The organism is Bacillus sp. FSL M8-0025 (genome assembly GCF_037975475.1).
Taxonomy (GTDB): Bacteria; Bacillota; Bacilli; order Bacillales; family Bacillaceae; genus Bacillus; species Bacillus subtilis.
In genome coordinates this window covers 2,062,256-2,076,738 of the sequence record NZ_CP150258.1, presented here as the reverse complement: position 1 = coordinate 2,076,738, position 14,483 = coordinate 2,062,256, and the positions used below count along the sequence as shown (strand labels likewise).

15 protein-coding genes are annotated in these 14,483 nt (G+C 42.8%); 12 read left to right on the top strand and 3 right to left on the bottom strand.

The window, feature by feature from the left end; genetic code table 11:
• The first annotated feature begins 141 nt into the window (after nt 1-141).
• Both MKX38_RS10365 and MKX38_RS10360 read left to right on the top strand, forming a co-directional pair.
• Nucleotides 142-1,476, top strand: coding sequence for a gluconate:H+ symporter (locus MKX38_RS10365; protein ID WP_003231203.1), 1,335 nt, complete (start codon nt 142-144; stop codon nt 1,474-1,476).
• 84 nt (nt 1,477-1,560) lie between these two features.
• On the top strand, nt 1,561-1,797 hold the full coding sequence (locus MKX38_RS10360) for a hypothetical protein (RefSeq protein ID WP_004399366.1): 237 nt from the start codon (nt 1,561-1,563) through the stop codon (nt 1,795-1,797).
• Between the two features lie 34 nt (nt 1,798-1,831).
• On the opposite strand, the gene gerT is transcribed toward MKX38_RS10360, so the two are convergent.
• Nucleotides 1,832-2,305 carry a spore germination protein GerT gene (gene gerT / locus MKX38_RS10355; RefSeq protein WP_003231207.1) on the bottom strand — a complete coding sequence of 158 codons (474 nt, stop codon included), beginning with the start codon at nt 2,303-2,305 and terminating at the stop codon, nt 1,832-1,834.
• A 98-nt stretch (nt 2,306-2,403) separates the two neighbouring features.
• Between gerT and rarD the strand changes: the two genes are divergently transcribed.
• The 4 genes from rarD (at nt 2,404) to bshB2 (ending at nt 4,685) form a co-directional block, all read left to right on the top strand.
• Complete coding sequence (gene rarD, locus MKX38_RS10350) at nt 2,404-3,300, top strand: EamA family transporter RarD (protein ID WP_069837573.1); 897 nt, start codon at nt 2,404-2,406, stop codon at nt 3,298-3,300.
• 75 nt (nt 3,301-3,375) lie between these two features.
• Nucleotides 3,376-3,654, top strand: coding sequence for a hypothetical protein (locus MKX38_RS10345; protein WP_339187090.1), 279 nt, complete (start codon nt 3,376-3,378; stop codon nt 3,652-3,654).
• Nucleotides 3,651-4,001, top strand: a complete 351-nt coding sequence (locus MKX38_RS10340; RefSeq protein WP_003231213.1) for a YojF family protein — start codon at nt 3,651-3,653, stop codon at nt 3,999-4,001. The genes MKX38_RS10345 and MKX38_RS10340 overlap by 4 nt, the downstream gene beginning before the upstream one ends.
• An 18-nt stretch (nt 4,002-4,019) precedes the next feature.
• Nucleotides 4,020-4,685 (top strand): bacillithiol biosynthesis deacetylase BshB2, encoded by a 666-nt coding sequence (gene bshB2 / locus MKX38_RS10335; RefSeq protein WP_003231215.1) that lies wholly within the window; start codon nt 4,020-4,022, stop codon nt 4,683-4,685.
• Between the two features lie 25 nt (nt 4,686-4,710).
• Here the strand turns inward: bshB2 and rsbRC are convergent, their stop codons facing one another.
• Both rsbRC and MKX38_RS10325 read right to left on the bottom strand, forming a co-directional pair.
• On the bottom strand, nt 4,711-5,559 hold the full coding sequence (rsbRC, locus tag MKX38_RS10330) for an RsbT co-antagonist RsbRC (protein WP_014480032.1): 849 nt from the start codon (nt 5,557-5,559) through the stop codon (nt 4,711-4,713).
• Nucleotides 5,560-5,574: 15 nt separating this feature from the next.
• A complete protein-coding gene (locus MKX38_RS10325; protein ID WP_339187087.1) occupies nt 5,575-6,933 on the bottom strand; it encodes an MATE family efflux transporter in 1,359 nt (452 codons plus the stop codon).
• Nucleotides 6,934-7,198: 265 nt separating this feature from the next.
• Here MKX38_RS10325 and cdaS point away from each other — a divergent pair, with 265 nt between their 5' ends.
• The 6 genes from cdaS to MKX38_RS10295 all read left to right on the top strand — a co-directional run bounded on the left by cdaS (nt 7,199) and on the right by MKX38_RS10295 (nt 14,478).
• Nucleotides 7,199-7,822, top strand: a complete 624-nt coding sequence (cdaS, locus tag MKX38_RS10320; RefSeq protein ID WP_010886531.1) for a cyclic di-AMP synthase CdaS — start codon at nt 7,199-7,201, stop codon at nt 7,820-7,822.
• A 235-nt stretch (nt 7,823-8,057) separates the two neighbouring features.
• Nucleotides 8,058-9,275 (top strand): macrolide family glycosyltransferase, encoded by a 1,218-nt coding sequence (locus tag MKX38_RS10315; protein WP_167408231.1) that lies wholly within the window; start codon nt 8,058-8,060, stop codon nt 9,273-9,275.
• A 370-nt stretch (nt 9,276-9,645) separates the two neighbouring features.
• The gene (gene cwlS, locus MKX38_RS10310; RefSeq protein WP_069322643.1) at nt 9,646-10,890 is read left to right on the top strand and encodes a D-gamma-glutamyl-meso-diaminopimelic acid endopeptidase CwlS; all 1,245 of its coding nucleotides are present in this window, start codon (nt 9,646-9,648) and stop codon (nt 10,888-10,890) included.
• A gap of 92 nt (nt 10,891-10,982) precedes the next feature.
• Complete coding sequence (locus tag MKX38_RS10305; RefSeq protein WP_021481471.1) at nt 10,983-11,573, top strand: superoxide dismutase family protein; 591 nt, start codon at nt 10,983-10,985, stop codon at nt 11,571-11,573.
• Between the two features lie 63 nt (nt 11,574-11,636).
• Complete coding sequence (locus tag MKX38_RS10300; RefSeq protein ID WP_010886530.1) at nt 11,637-12,551, top strand: MoxR family ATPase; 915 nt, start codon at nt 11,637-11,639, stop codon at nt 12,549-12,551.
• 10 nt (nt 12,552-12,561) lie between these two features.
• On the top strand, nt 12,562-14,478 hold the full coding sequence (locus tag MKX38_RS10295) for a nitric oxide reductase activation protein NorD (protein ID WP_277736496.1): 1,917 nt from the start codon (nt 12,562-12,564) through the stop codon (nt 14,476-14,478).
• Nucleotides 14,479-14,483: the final 5 nt, after the last annotated feature.

The window sequence follows — 14,483 nt, the reverse complement described above, 5'->3', positions numbered from 1 at the left end:
ACATATTAGTTGATCAAAAGATAACAATCATATAACCAAGACGTTTTTAGTTATTAATGAAAGCGCTTTCTGTTCATCTAGGCATGAAAAGCGCCAAAACATTGTCGCGAGAATCATATAAAACACTTTTGGAGGGGTACCATGCCGATTTTAATTGTAGCTGTCGGAGTGCTGATTCTGTTATTTCTCATTATTAAAGTAAAATTAAATACCTTTGTCTCACTGATTGTCGTTTCATTTTTAGTAGCCATCGGACTTGGAATGGATATCAATAAAATTGTTCTTTCAATTGAGACTGGAATTGGCGGGCAGCTGGGGCATTTAGCTTTAGTGTTTGGACTTGGCGCGATGCTTGGGAGGCTTGTCTCAGATGCTGGGGGCGGCTACCGGATCGCCATTACGCTGATTGACAAATTCGGGAGGAAACGAATACAGGCGGCGGTTGTGGTTGCCTCTTTTATCATCGGGATTGCCCTATTTTTTGAAGTCGGTCTTGTTCTGTTGATACCGATTGTTTACGCGATTGCTAAAGAATTAAAAATGCCTTTTCTGTATCTGGGAATCCCGATGGCCGCCGCCTTAAATGTTACTCACGGATTTTTGCCCCCGCATCCTGCTCCAACTGCTATCTCAGTTGCATATGGTGCCCATATTGGCCAGGTGCTGCTTTTTGGAATCATCATCGCTGTTCCGACAACTGTGATTGCCGGGCCTTTATTTAATAAATTTGCGATGAAACGGTTTCCTGGTGCGTATCAAAAGCATGGAAACCTATCGGGGTTAGGACCAAGGAAAGAATTTCAGCTGGATGAAACACCGGGCTTTGCGATCAGTGCTGTCACGTCTTTATTCCCGGTTATCTTTATGGCAATGGCAACAATTTTTTCTTTATTATTGAGTGAACATTCAAAAGGAAAAGACATTATAGAATTTATCGGCACTCCGGGAACGGCAATGCTCATTTCGCTGTTGCTTGCACTCTATACGATGGGATATGCCCGTAAAATATCTATGCAGGAAATCGGCAGATCTATTTCAGAATCAATTTCGCAAATTGCGATGATGCTGCTCATCATAGGAGGGGGAGGAGCGTTTAAACAGGTGCTGATTGACGGCGGAGTCGGCGATTATGTCGCTGATTTTTTCCGTCAAACAAACATGTCGCCGCTATTCGTTGCATGGACCATCGCCGCGGTTCTGCGTCTGTGTCTAGGCTCTGCTACCGTGGCTGCGCTTACCACAGCGGGAATGGCAGCTCCGCTTATGGAGGCTGGCAGTGTAAACCCTGCGTTAATGGTGCTTGCAACAGGAGCCGGCAGTGTCATTGCGTGTCATGTAAATGATGCAGGATTTTGGATGGTAAAGGAATTTTTCGGCTTGAGCATGAAAGAAACATTTCAAACCTGGACGCTGCTTACAACAGTTCTTTCGGTTACAGGGCTCGGCTGTGTGTTATTGGCAGGGCTTGTGATGTAACAATCATAGACAGTCCGTAGCCCAATCGTTTTTCTTCCTTGCTGAATACTTTACGTATAGGCAGACATAAAGGAGGAAAAAATCATGTACCCTCATCATTCGTATTTACGCGGAATCCCAGGTCCAGCCGGATATCCGGCGCGTAGTCCTTTTTTGTTTGGCGCTCCTCTAGTCGGCGGTTTATTAGGCGGTTTTCTCGGGAGTGCGCTGTTTAACTATTCTCGTCCCTATGCCTATCCTCCTGGCCCTTATGGATATGGAGGCGGACCGTACGGTTTTGGTGCCGGCGTGCCATACGGGGGATATCCCGGCTTCTATTAATAAAAAACGGCCTGCATCGATTGCAGGCCGTTTTTTATCGGATGATTTCTACCTCGGACATATTGTAGTCTTGCTGCTTTTGAAACATGACTTCCAGAAGGCCATCCTTATAGACGGCTTTTGTTCCTTTGCGTTTGACTAAACAAGGAAGGTTTACTTTTTTCGGATGATCTGCTCTTGGGAGGTTTTCCAACCATAATTCGTGAGATGTGTGTTTGATTCTCACTTGTTCCAGCCATTCTTCGCTGATTGGCACCTTTACAAACACATGGTCTGCTGTTTCGAATATATCAATATCAGGTTTGACATCAGGTTTTGCATCAGGTTTGGCGGGATGTTCTTTTTGGGGGAGAGGATCGCGGAAAGGAAATTGAGCCGCATAATCACTGCCGAACACACTTTCCATCACACGATTGACATACGTTTCAACTTCTTTCGGATCAGCTTTTTTTAATGCTTCTTTAGAAAATTGATTGTGGAAAGGAAAGTACTTGTTCCACTCAAACATTGTCTTCACATCCTTTCTTCACGGACAAAATAGTATATGCCCGCCAGATCTTTCACGTGATATAATATAAGATGCTCTAAAGAAAGGCAGGGATATAAATGCAATATTCAGAAACAAAAAAAGGCGTTATTTACACAGCCGTTTCATTTATCATGTGGGGCCTGTTTCCGCTCTATTGGAAGCTTCTCGAACAGCTGCCGGCTCTTGATATTTTGGCTCATCGTATTATATGGTCTTTTGTTTTTATGTGTATCGTACTTTTTTTCTTGCGGCAATGGAAAATAGGATGGCAGGAGTTGCGCTCTCTGAAAAAGAACGGAGGGATCCTCTCTTTATTTCTTGCTTCTATCCTGATTTCGATCAACTGGTTTGTATACATATGGGCTGTCAACCATGGCTTTTTGCTTGAGGCTAGTCTTGGCTATTACATTAATCCGCTTGTATCAGTGCTCCTTGGGATTTTATTTTTAAAGGAAAAACTGAATCGCCTGCAATTAGTGGCCGTTTCGATTGCGGCAGCCGGTGTCATCATCTCGGCGTTCCAATACGGCTCCATTCCTTATGTTGCGCTTCTGCTCGCATTCAGCTTTGGGCTGTACGGGTTAAGCAAAAAAAGAACAAGCCTGCCGAGTGCCATCGGCTTAACGCTGGAAACATTCATGATTATGCCGATTGCATTAGGGTATTTGCTGTTCAGCGGACATGTTCAGCCAGCGGATGCAGAAAGCGGAGGGACGTGGCTGCTTCTCTTTTTGGCCGGTGTGTTTACGGCTTTGCCGCTCTTATTGTTTGCGGAAGGAGCGAAACGGCTGCCACTGTATCAAGTCGGTATCTTACAATATATTGCGCCGACCATTACTCTTCTGATCGGGCTGTTTGTTTACCATGAGCCATTTTCAAGCTCGAAGGCTTTTACATTCAGCTGTATATGGGCTGCGCTGCTCTTGTTTACGTTTTCACAAGTGAAGTGGAAACGGGCGTCAAAAAGCCATTGAGGCCTTTGGCTTTTCAGCTGATGCATATATTATGTATAATCATTTCATGTATGTAAGACATAAAGGAGCAAGACGATGGACAATGATAAAGAGATAGTGAAAGCCTATGCTTCACTTTGGAATAACCGATCTCTCGCACATGATGACGCAGAAGCGGTAGCAGAGGCGATTGATCTTGAGCTCTTGGGTAAACGAACACATCCAAGACTCCGAAAACCGATGCTGGAAAAATATTTTGCCGCGATTCAGCGCATTGTGAATTCACAGCTCGAACCGGCTGTGAAATATCAGCTGGTCAAATTACATACAGAACGTGCAGAGTATTTAAAAGAAGAAAGAGGGGAGCAATCATGAAAGCGATCATAAAAGAAGATGTGCAAGCATCTTTAGAACGATATGCGGACCGCCCTGTATATATCCATTTAGAAACCACCACAGGTTCTTATTCAGCGCACTTAAATGAAAAGAACATGACGGTTGTTGCGTATATCCGCAATGCAAAAGTCACTTATCATCAGGCAAAAATCAAAGGCAACGGGCCTTACCGCGTTGGCTTGAAAACAGAAGAAGGCTGGATTTATGCTGAAGGCTTGACTGAATACACGGTAGATGAAGAAAACCGTTTATTAATGGCGGGACACCTGCCGGGCGGTAAACTGGCTATTTCTCTGCAAATCAGCGAAAAACCGTTCACAGTTTAAAGAAAAGGGTGAATAATAATGAAAGAACATGTACTAGTAATCCTGCCTCACCCTGATGATGAATCATATGGAGTGGCAGGTCTAATTGCCTTAAACAGAAAAAAAGACATTCCCGTTACGTATGCCTGCGCCACTTTAGGTGAAATGGGCAGAAATATGGGCGATCCATTTTTCGCGAATCGTGAAACGTTGCCGCTGCTAAGAAAACAAGAGCTCATCAATGCTTGCAAAGAAATGGATATCAATGACCTTCGTATGCTTGGACTCCGTGACAAAACGCTCGAATTTGAAGACGATGAGTATTTAGCTGATATCATGGAAGAGATCATAGATGATGTAAAACCAAGTTTAATTGTCACATTTTATCCCGGACACGGTGTGCACCCTGACCATGATGCATGCGGGGAAGCGGTTATCCGTGCATTATACCGCAAAAAGAAAGAAGACCGTCCGCGCACAATCTGCATGGCCATTACCCGCAACAGAGAAGAGGTTCTCGGCGAAGCTGATGTCGTACTTGATATCAAAGAAGTAGCTGATATTAAAATGAATGCGTTAAGAGCTCACCGCACACAAACAGAAGGCATGCTCAGAGAGCTTGAAGAGAAATTGAAAAATAATGAACCTGTTATGGCAACATGGTTTGAAGAAGAAATATATTGGACGTATCAATGGAATGATTAATCAAAAAGGTATAAGGCCTTAAGCCTTATACCTTTTTTAATTTTAAGTCCGATGCAATTGCTGAAGCGAGAGTGGATCTCAAGGAAATACCTTCGAAAGACAAACCTAGCTGAACCGCTGTTTGCGCGATTTCCGGACGGATTCCAGACAAAGTTGAAGAAACACCGATTAAACGAAGTGCCTCAATCAGACTGAAAAGCTGATGGGCAACCATCGTATCAATCACAGCTACTCCTGACAAATCAATATACAGTTGTGTCACCTTTTTTTTCGCACATTGATGCAGTGTGTTTTCCATAATCAGCTTGGCGCGGACTGTATCAATATCTCCGATTAAAGGCAGCAGTCCGACGCTGTGAAACAGCACGATGACCGGAGCGCTCAATTCAGTAATCATATCTTTTTGGGCCTGAAGCTGAAGGCTTGTGTTTTTGTACATTTCTTCTATAAAAATATGAATCACAAGATCAAACGCTTTTATAAGGGCGTGATACAGGTCTTCGGCTTCTTCGCTTTTCACAGTATCCTGATTGAGATGGACAAATTCTTTCACATAAGAAACATATAAATCTCTCACTCTGACAAACTCCCGAATAATATAGTGGATAGGAGTTTTTAAATGCTCTTGATCCTGTGTGACTTCAAAGGCCCATTCTTTCAGTATAGGCAAGTATACGTCCTCATCATCTATAAAAATACGGTTTATTTTATAGTTAAAGGCAAGATTCTGGCTCTTTAAATTGTGAATGACAACAGGATCTGTTGAGGCATAAATGGAATTGGGATCAGTCTCCTCGATTGTTTCATACCACGTTGAACTGATGGTTTCCGCATGCTGGGAAAGATACTCGAATAATTTTTTGTTTTTTGCCATGATTGATCACCTCTTTTAAATGTGTTGTTTTTGCGAATAACGTTTTTGCAGTTTTGCCAGCCTGAAAAACAGCCCAACTGCTCCGGCGGCGAGTCCTGCTATTAATCCAATCCAATAGCCGAATGCACCGAGGCTTGTAAACGTACCGACCATATAACCGACCGGAAGGCCAATGACCCAGTAAGAGACAAAAGCGGCCGCAAGCGTATAGTTCACATCTTTGTACCCTCTGAGTGCTCCCTGGATCGGTGCGGCAACAGCATCGGAAAGCTGAAAAAATAGCGCATAAATTAAAAAGTGCTGTGTCAGCCGGAGCACATCGGGGTCAGAAGTGTACATGCCCGCAATTTGCTCTCTGAATAAAAGGATACAGGCGGCAGTGAACAAAGAAAAGCCGATCGCCATCATGATGCCGATTAAGCTATATGAGCGCGCATCCTTAAAACGGGCTGCACCCACTTCAAACCCGACAACAATTGTTAGAGCCATGGACACGCTGAGCGGCAGCATATATAAAAGAGACGCAAAATTCATGGCTGCCTGGTGGGACGCGATGGTCACTGTATGAAAATGGCTCATGAGAAGCGTGACAGCTGCGAAAATGCTCGTTTCAAAAAACACGGCGAACCCAATAGGCAGCCCGATTTTGAGCAAATTTTTGCATGCTTTCCAAGAGAACTTATACATGGTAAGAAAAATCCCGTATTCAGAAAACGGTGCGTTTTTATGAATAATGAAAAAACTGATGATGCAGATACACCAGTAAGTTAACGCGGATGCCAGTCCCGCGCCTACACCTCCAAGTGCCGGCATTCCGAACTTCCCGAAGATAAATACATAATTCAATACAAAATTGATTGGAAGAGAACTGAGTGTAATCATCATGGTGACTCTCGTTTTTCCTAATGAGTCGATGAATGATCTCAACACGGTGTAAACAAATAAAGGGAAAATTCCCAGTGATAAAAAGCCTAAAAAGTGTTTAGCAATCTGATGCACGTGAATATCAAGGTTCAATCGGCCAAGAATAAGGTCAACTGCAGCATATCCAATCACTAAAACGGCGATGCTAAGAAGCGCGGCTACGTATACAGCTTGTAAAACAGTAAAGGGAATCTTCTGTTTTTTCTCTGCACCTAATAACTGAGCGACAATCGGGGTGACCGCCATTAATATACCTGCAAGTCCTGTGTAAACAGGGGTCCAAAGGCTTGAGCCAATGGCGACACCAGCTAAATCAGCGGGGCTGACTTTCCCTGACATCACAGTATCTAGAAAAGTGATCAGAGAAAGCCCCGCTTGGGTAATGAATATCGGTATTAAAATGTGCAAGAGCTGTTTGATTTTTTCCCGGGCGTTTTGAGTTTCTTTCATACATTGATCTCCGTTTCTTTTTCATAACGAGAGAAATTATAACATTCTATGTATAAAAAGCAATGAACGCCGGGCCTATTCTTTTTTTGTCGGTTTCGTTTTTCTAAACATTTGGGCATAAATAAAAGAAAGCGAAATCACGCCTAAAAAGGTGCAAATATACTGAATGATTCTTTCGATTTCCATTCTTTACATCCCTCCTTTACCAATAGAATGTGCATCAATAAGATAAGCATTCGTGAAAAGTTGGAAATTTGAACAGGAGATGAAGGCTATGCGCTATGAGCAGATATCAGAAAATGCGTTCAAGGGGAAAATACAGGTGTACTTAGAGCAAATATTAGGTGATGCATCTCTAATCTTGAAAACGCTTCACGAAAAAGACCAGTGTCTCCTTTGTGAATTAGATGATTTGGGGCACGTTTTTCAGGACATGCAGGGGATTGCATCCTCCTTTTATTTGCAATCATACATTGAGGAATTTACGCCGGCATTTATTGAGCTGGCCAAGGCGATTAAAGCCTTATCGGAACATAAGCATGGAGCTTTAATTGTGATTGAAAGAGCAGACCCGGTTGAACGTTTTATTCAAAAAGGTACCTCCCTACACGCCGAGATCAGCTCTTCATTAATTGAAAGCATCTTTTTTCCCGGAAACCCTCTTCATGACGGCGCTTTATTAGTGAGGGAAAACAAACTCGTGTCAGCAGCCAATGTGCTCCCGCTGACGACGAAGGAAGTGGATATCCATTTGGGAACCCGGCACCGGGCGGCTCTCGGTATGTCGGGCTATACGGATGCACTGGTGCTCGTGGTTTCAGAGGAAACAGGGAAGATGTCGTTTGCCAAAGACGGTGTATTATATCCGTTAATTTCACCAAGAACGTAAAAATAATAAAAAGGGCCTGATTAAGAATCCTATCATGAGACAAAATGACTGAATTCGTATCTTTATTAAAGCATTCGCTTCAAGCTGAATGCTTTTTGTCTTGAAGACAGGGAATATAAGCTGGTAGAAAAGTTATATGTAATGAATATTAATAAAGTGAAATACTTTACCTGTTTATGTATTTATAGTACCGTATAAAATATTATATAAATTTTCAAAGGAAGGGTGCTGCCGCATGGCAAATGTATTAATGATCGGTTTCCCCGGTGAAGGGCATATTAATCCCTCTATCGGTGTGATGAAGGAGCTGAAATCCCGGGGAGAAAACATTACGTACTACGCAGTGAAGGAATATAAAGAAAAAATCACAGCTCTTAATATAGAGTTTCGTGAGTATCATGATTTCAGGGGAGATTACTTCGGGAAAAACGCAACCGGCGATGAAGAAAGAGATTTCACAGAAATGCTCTGCGCTTTTTTGAAAGCCTGTAAGGATATCGCGACTCATATTTATGAGGAAGTCAAACATGAATCGTATGATTATGTCATATATGATCACCATCTTCTCGCGGGTAAAGTCATTGCCAACATGCTGAAGCTGCCAAGATTTTCATTGTGTACAACCTTTGCGATGAATGAGGAATTTGCGAAGGAAATGATGGGAGCGTACATGAAAGGATCACTTGAAGATTCGCCTCATTATGAATCATACCAGCAGCTTGCAGAAACGTTAAATGCTGATTTTCAAGCAGAGATCAAGAAGCCATTTGATGTTTTTTTAGCTGATGGTGACTTGACAATCGTCTTTACATCAAGGGGATTTCAGCCACTGGCTGAGCAATTTGGCGAGCGATATGTATTTGTCGGTCCTTCCATTACAGAAAGAGCCGGAAACAATGATTTCCCATTTGATCAGATTGACAATGAAAACGTGCTGTTTATTTCAATGGGAACCATTTTTAATAATCAAAAGCAGTTTTTTAATCAATGCCTTGAAGTGTGTAAGGACTTTGACGGTAAAGTTGTGCTTTCCATCGGCAAGCATATTAAAACAAGTGAGTTAAACGACATTCCGGAGAATTTCATTGTACGCCCGTATGTCCCTCAGCTTGAGATCTTGAAAAGAGCCAGCTTATTTGTGACCCACGGCGGAATGAACAGCACAAGTGAAGGTTTGTATTTTGAAACCCCGCTCGTTGTCATTCCGATGGGAGGCGACCAATTTGTTGTCGCAGATCAGGTAGAAAAAGTCGGCGCAGGAAAAGTAATTAAAAAGGAAGAATTGTCTGAAAGCCTACTGAAAGAGACGATACAAGAAGTAATGAATAATCGTTCGTATGCTGAAAAGGCAAAAGAAATTGGACAATCACTGAAAGCGGCAGGCGGCTCTAAAAAAGCAGCCGACAGCATTCTTGAAGCTGTAAAACAAAAAACTCAATCAGCAAATGCATAGTGTAAAAGCCTGTTCTTATCGAAAGAACAGGCTTTTTGCCATTTCATAAGAGGGATTTGACACGCCGATAGAGAATTGATTAGAAAAATAGACAAGAAAGGAGGAGAAACTGCTTCGTTCATCAATAGAAAACCATCATTTTTACCCTCGCTTAAATAGTTCCTTAGACTTTCGAAAAACATATCGTGCTTATGTAAAATGTTAGATGTTTATTTGAAGGTTTAAAGGTCGAACGATGCTGAAAATGCTGCGCCAAATGTTTGAAAAGGGTTTAACTTGCTGAAAAATTGACGATAAAACAGTTGTGTGCCATTTTTGGAAACAAAATACTAGCTGTTTTTGCAAAAAAACAGTTTAGGAGGTTGAATGAATGAAAAAGAAGATTGTAGCCGGCTTGGCTGTTTCTGCAGTTGTTGGGTCATCGATGGCCGCAGCACCCGCGGAAGCAAAAACGATAAAAGTAAAAAGCGGTGACTCTCTTTGGAAGCTTTCCCGCCAGTATGATACGACAATATCAGCTCTGAAATCCGAAAACAAATTGAAATCAACGGTGCTTTATGTCGGACAAAGTCTTAAGGTTCCTGAAAGCAGCAAAAAAAGCACGACATCCCCATCTAATTCAAGCAAAATATCAACATACACAGTTGCATATGGTGATTCCCTATGGATGATTGCTAAAAATCATAAAATGAGTGTTTCTGAGCTTAAAAGCTTAAACAGCCTGAGCAGTGACCTGATTCGTCCGGGGCAAAAGCTTAAGATCAAAGGGACAAGCAGTTCAAGCGGATCAAATGGATCAAAGAAAAACAGCGGTTCCAATTCTTCAGGTTCTTCAAAAAGTACATATACGGTTAAGCTTGGTGACTCACTGTGGAAAATCGCAAACAGCTTAAATATGACTGTAGCCGAATTAAAAACCTTAAATGGCTTAACATCAGATACACTTTACCCTAAACAGGTGCTCAAAATAAAAGGAAGCAGTTCACCTAAGAACGGAAACAGCGGTTCCAAAAAGCCGTCAAACTCCAATCCCTCAAAAACAACGACGTACAAGGTAAAAGCAGGCGATTCGCTGTGGAAAATTGCAAATCGGCTCGGAGTCACTGTCCAAAGCATCCGTGATAAAAACAATTTATCATCGGATGTGCTGCAAATCGGGCAGGTTCTGACTATTTCGGGAGCATCAAAATCTAATCCTTCAAATCCGACAAAGCCAACAAAGCCAAAAGATAACTCAGGGTCAAACATTCAAATAGGCTCGAAGATTGACAGAATGATCACGGAAGCGAAAAAATATGTCGGAGTGCCGTACCGATGGGGCGGAAACACGCCTGCCGGTTTTGATTGCAGCGGCTTCATTTATTACCTTATTAATAATGTATCATCTATATCAAGATTGAGTACGGCAGGATATTGGAATGTCATGCAGAAGGTCAGCCAGCCGTCAGTCGGAGACTTTGTCTTCTTTACCACTTATAAATCCGGCCCATCTCACATGGGGATTTATCTAGGCGGCGGTGACTTTATTCATGCAAGCTCATCGGGCGTCGACATTTCCAATCTCAGCAATTCGTATTGGAAACAGCGGTACTTGGGCGCAAGAAGTTATTTTTAAAAATGAGTATGACAAAAAGCCTTTTATAGGCTTTTTTGTTTATACCAGACAATGATTGACCACACTGTTAGAAAAAACAAGGGGGAGACAGTATGCACCGTCTCTTGCTGTTGATGATGCTGACGGCACTGGGAGTTGCCGGATGCGGACAAAAAAAACCTCCAGACCCTCCTAACCGGGTGCCGGAAAAAAAAGTGGTTGAAACGTCAGCGTTTGGTCATCATGTCCAACTGGTCAATCGTGAAGGGAAAGCAGTCGGTTTTATAGAGATCAAAGAATCAGATGATGAAGGCCTCGATATTCATATTTCCGCAAACAGCCTGCGTCCAGGTGCTTCTCTCGGTTTTCATATTTATGAGAAAGGTTCTTGTATCAGGCCGGATTTTGAATCAGCGGGCGGTCCCTTTAATCCGCTGAACAAAGAACACGGCTTCAATAATCCGATGGGGCATCATGCCGGAGATCTGCCGAACCTTGAAGTCGGTGCTGATGGAAAGGTAGATGTCATTATGAATGCGCCTGACACTTCACTGAAAAAAGGAAGTAAACTAAATATTCTCGACGAGGACGGAAGTGCATTTATTATTCATGAACAAGCGGACGATTATCTGACAAACCCAAGCGGCAATTCCGGTGCGCGTATTGTCTGCGGAGCCCTATTGGGAAATAACGAGAAGCAGTAATATCATCCAAGCCCTTTTGTATTGAGCATACAGGGGCTTTTTTAGTATACTCGTTAATGGAATATGAATAGGAAAGGGAATCTGTCTATGACAACTCAACTACAGCACTTAACATTGCCGGAAGATATACAACAAAAGCTTTTATCATATAAAGAGCAGCCTATTTCCCCGGAGTTTCAATCGCTTATAGGAACATCAGGCTATGAGGCGGAGGATGAAGCCATTTTATTTGACGCCATTATTGCATTAGCCATGGGGAAAAATGTCCTGCTGAAAGGGCCTACAGGTTCAGGAAAAACAAAGTTGGCAGAAACATTGTCCAGCTATTTTCATAAACCGATGCACAGCGTCAACTGTTCAGTCGACTTGGACGCTGAGGCATTGGTCGGTTATAAAACGATTGAAAATCAATCTGGCCAGGCGACAATCGAGTTTGTTTCAGGACCTGTTACAAAGGCAATGAAGGAAGGCCATTTTCTTTATATAGATGAAATCAATATGGCGAAGCCAGAAACACTGCCTATTTTAAACGGTGTATTAGATTACAGAAAAATGATGACAAATCCGTTTACAGGCGAGGTCATACGGGCTAAAAGCGGTTTCGGAGTCATTGCAGCCATCAATGAAGGCTATGTCGGAACTGTTCCTCTGAATGAAGCGTTGAAAAACCGTTTTGTCATCATTGATGTGCCTTATATTAAAGGCGAGCTGCTGAAACAAGTGCTCATGTCTCAGTCAGCCTTGAAAGACGAGAAATTGATTGACAGATTTATCACGCTTTCCTCTGACTTGATCGTTCAGGCCAATAACGGACAGGTGTCTGAAGAAGCGGCATCCATCAGAGCTTTAATCGATACATGTGATTTAGCTGCTTATATTCCGCCGCGTCGTGCCATTGAGCGGGGAATTGTAGAAAAGCTTGATGATGATCGGGAAAAAGCGGCTGTCCGAAATATTGCAGAAACTCTGTTTGAATGAGGGGGCTGCGATGAAATTTATCAAATTTAACGACAGCACGATTGATTCATTTTTATTTATGATGCTGACTGATTTGGCCAAAACACTCACCAAGAGTGAAGCGGTAGAAGTGGAGTATGGCGTTCAGTCCTATTACAATCCATTTGAAAAGAAAATCTATATGAGCCACTTTTGGAAAGACAGGGCAGCTCAGGACATGGAAGCGGGTCTGAAAAGCGACGTCTACCTGCGTTCAGTCGGAACAAGATATAGCTCGCTGCATGAGTTTGCGAACTTTTTGAATGATATCCATCGTCATCTTACCTTTAAAAGTTTTGCCAAGCAGCTCTTTATGCTGCTTGAAGACATTAGGATCGAAGAATGCATCAAACGTGAGCGTCCGGGTACGAAACATGTATTTGCGAAGCGAAAAGACATGTACAGAAAACATTTCTCAACCCAGCTGACCTTAAATTTGGAACGAAGCATTTTTACCGATGCGCTCTTTTGCGCGATCTATGTCAAGCTCACAGCGGAATCGCCGCTCGAGACCCTTCCATCCATGCGTGAAGATATCGATCTGATGCGCCCGTTTATTGAGCAGCAGCTCTTGCGTGTGTATGAAGTAGATTCGACACGGCAGGTTCTGAAAATTGTTGAGGACCTCATGGACGGACTTGAAGAGGTGCTCGATAAAGACATGTTGAACACCTACTTCTTTTTGCCTGAGCTTGACTACGCAAAAGCTGCAGAACAGCCGTTATTTGAAGAAGAGAAAAAAGCGCCGAAGCTGAGTGATGACATCACGCTTCCAAAACAATCAGACGGTGATGAGGATATCCATGAAGAAGAAATGCCGACATGGCACCGGGAAACAGAAGCACCGTCTAAAAGCTTCCTTCAATTTGATATTGAACACGGCGCAAAATCAGATTTAGGAAAAGATGCTTCAAGGGAAGGCGACGATGGAGATCAGGCCCTTGGCTCTGTTCAAGGATCAGCCAGACAAACGAAACGGAAAGACTATTCCAAGCTGGAAGCGCTGGAGTCTCAAAAAGACCAGCCGAACGGAGCGGGTATGGCTGACGGCAAAGAAAATAAATATGCATTTCCAATTTATAAAGAACCGCAGCCGGCAACTAGTGAAGAGGAGCTTTCTTATAAACAGCAGGCAAAAACGATTGAATCGTATCAAAAGCGTTTGAAACAAATGATTCAAAAAACGCTGGAGCATAAAAAAACATTGCCGAGAACAGATCTTCATGCCGGGAGACTGAATAATAAGCTTCTTCGCTACTTCACTGAGCGAAATCCGCGCCTATTCTACAAAAAGCAAGAACCATCTTCAGAAATAGACGCAGTTTTTACATTGCTGGTCGATTGTTCAGCCAGCATGTTCGACAAAATGGACGAAACAAAACGAGGAATCGTGCTGTTTCACGAAGCGTTGAAATCGGTAGCGGTTCCGCATCAGATTGTCGGGTTCTGGGAGGACACAAATGATGCAACCGAAACAAGCCAGCCAAACTATTTCAATACGGTTATTCCCTTCCAATCATCATTAAGACAAGAGTCTGGACCGGCCATTATGCAGCTTGAGCCAGAAGAAGATAACCGTGACGGGTACGCAATTAGGCAGATGACGAAAAAAATGCTGCATCGCAGCGAGGCGCAAAAGTTCTTAATTGTTTTCTCAGATGGAGAGCCGGCCGCATTTGGCTATGAACAAAATGGGATCGTCGATACAAGTGAGGCGGTTATCGAAGCCCGAAAAAGAGGAATAGAAGTGATAAATGTTTTTCTCTCCAACTCAGAAATAGAAGAATCGCAAATGAAGACGATCCAGGATATGTACGGAAAATTCAGTATATTTGTCCCGGATGTTGATCAGCTACCGGATGTTTTGTATCCGCTGCTGAAAAAACTGCTTCATAAAAGCATAGGATAGCCCTT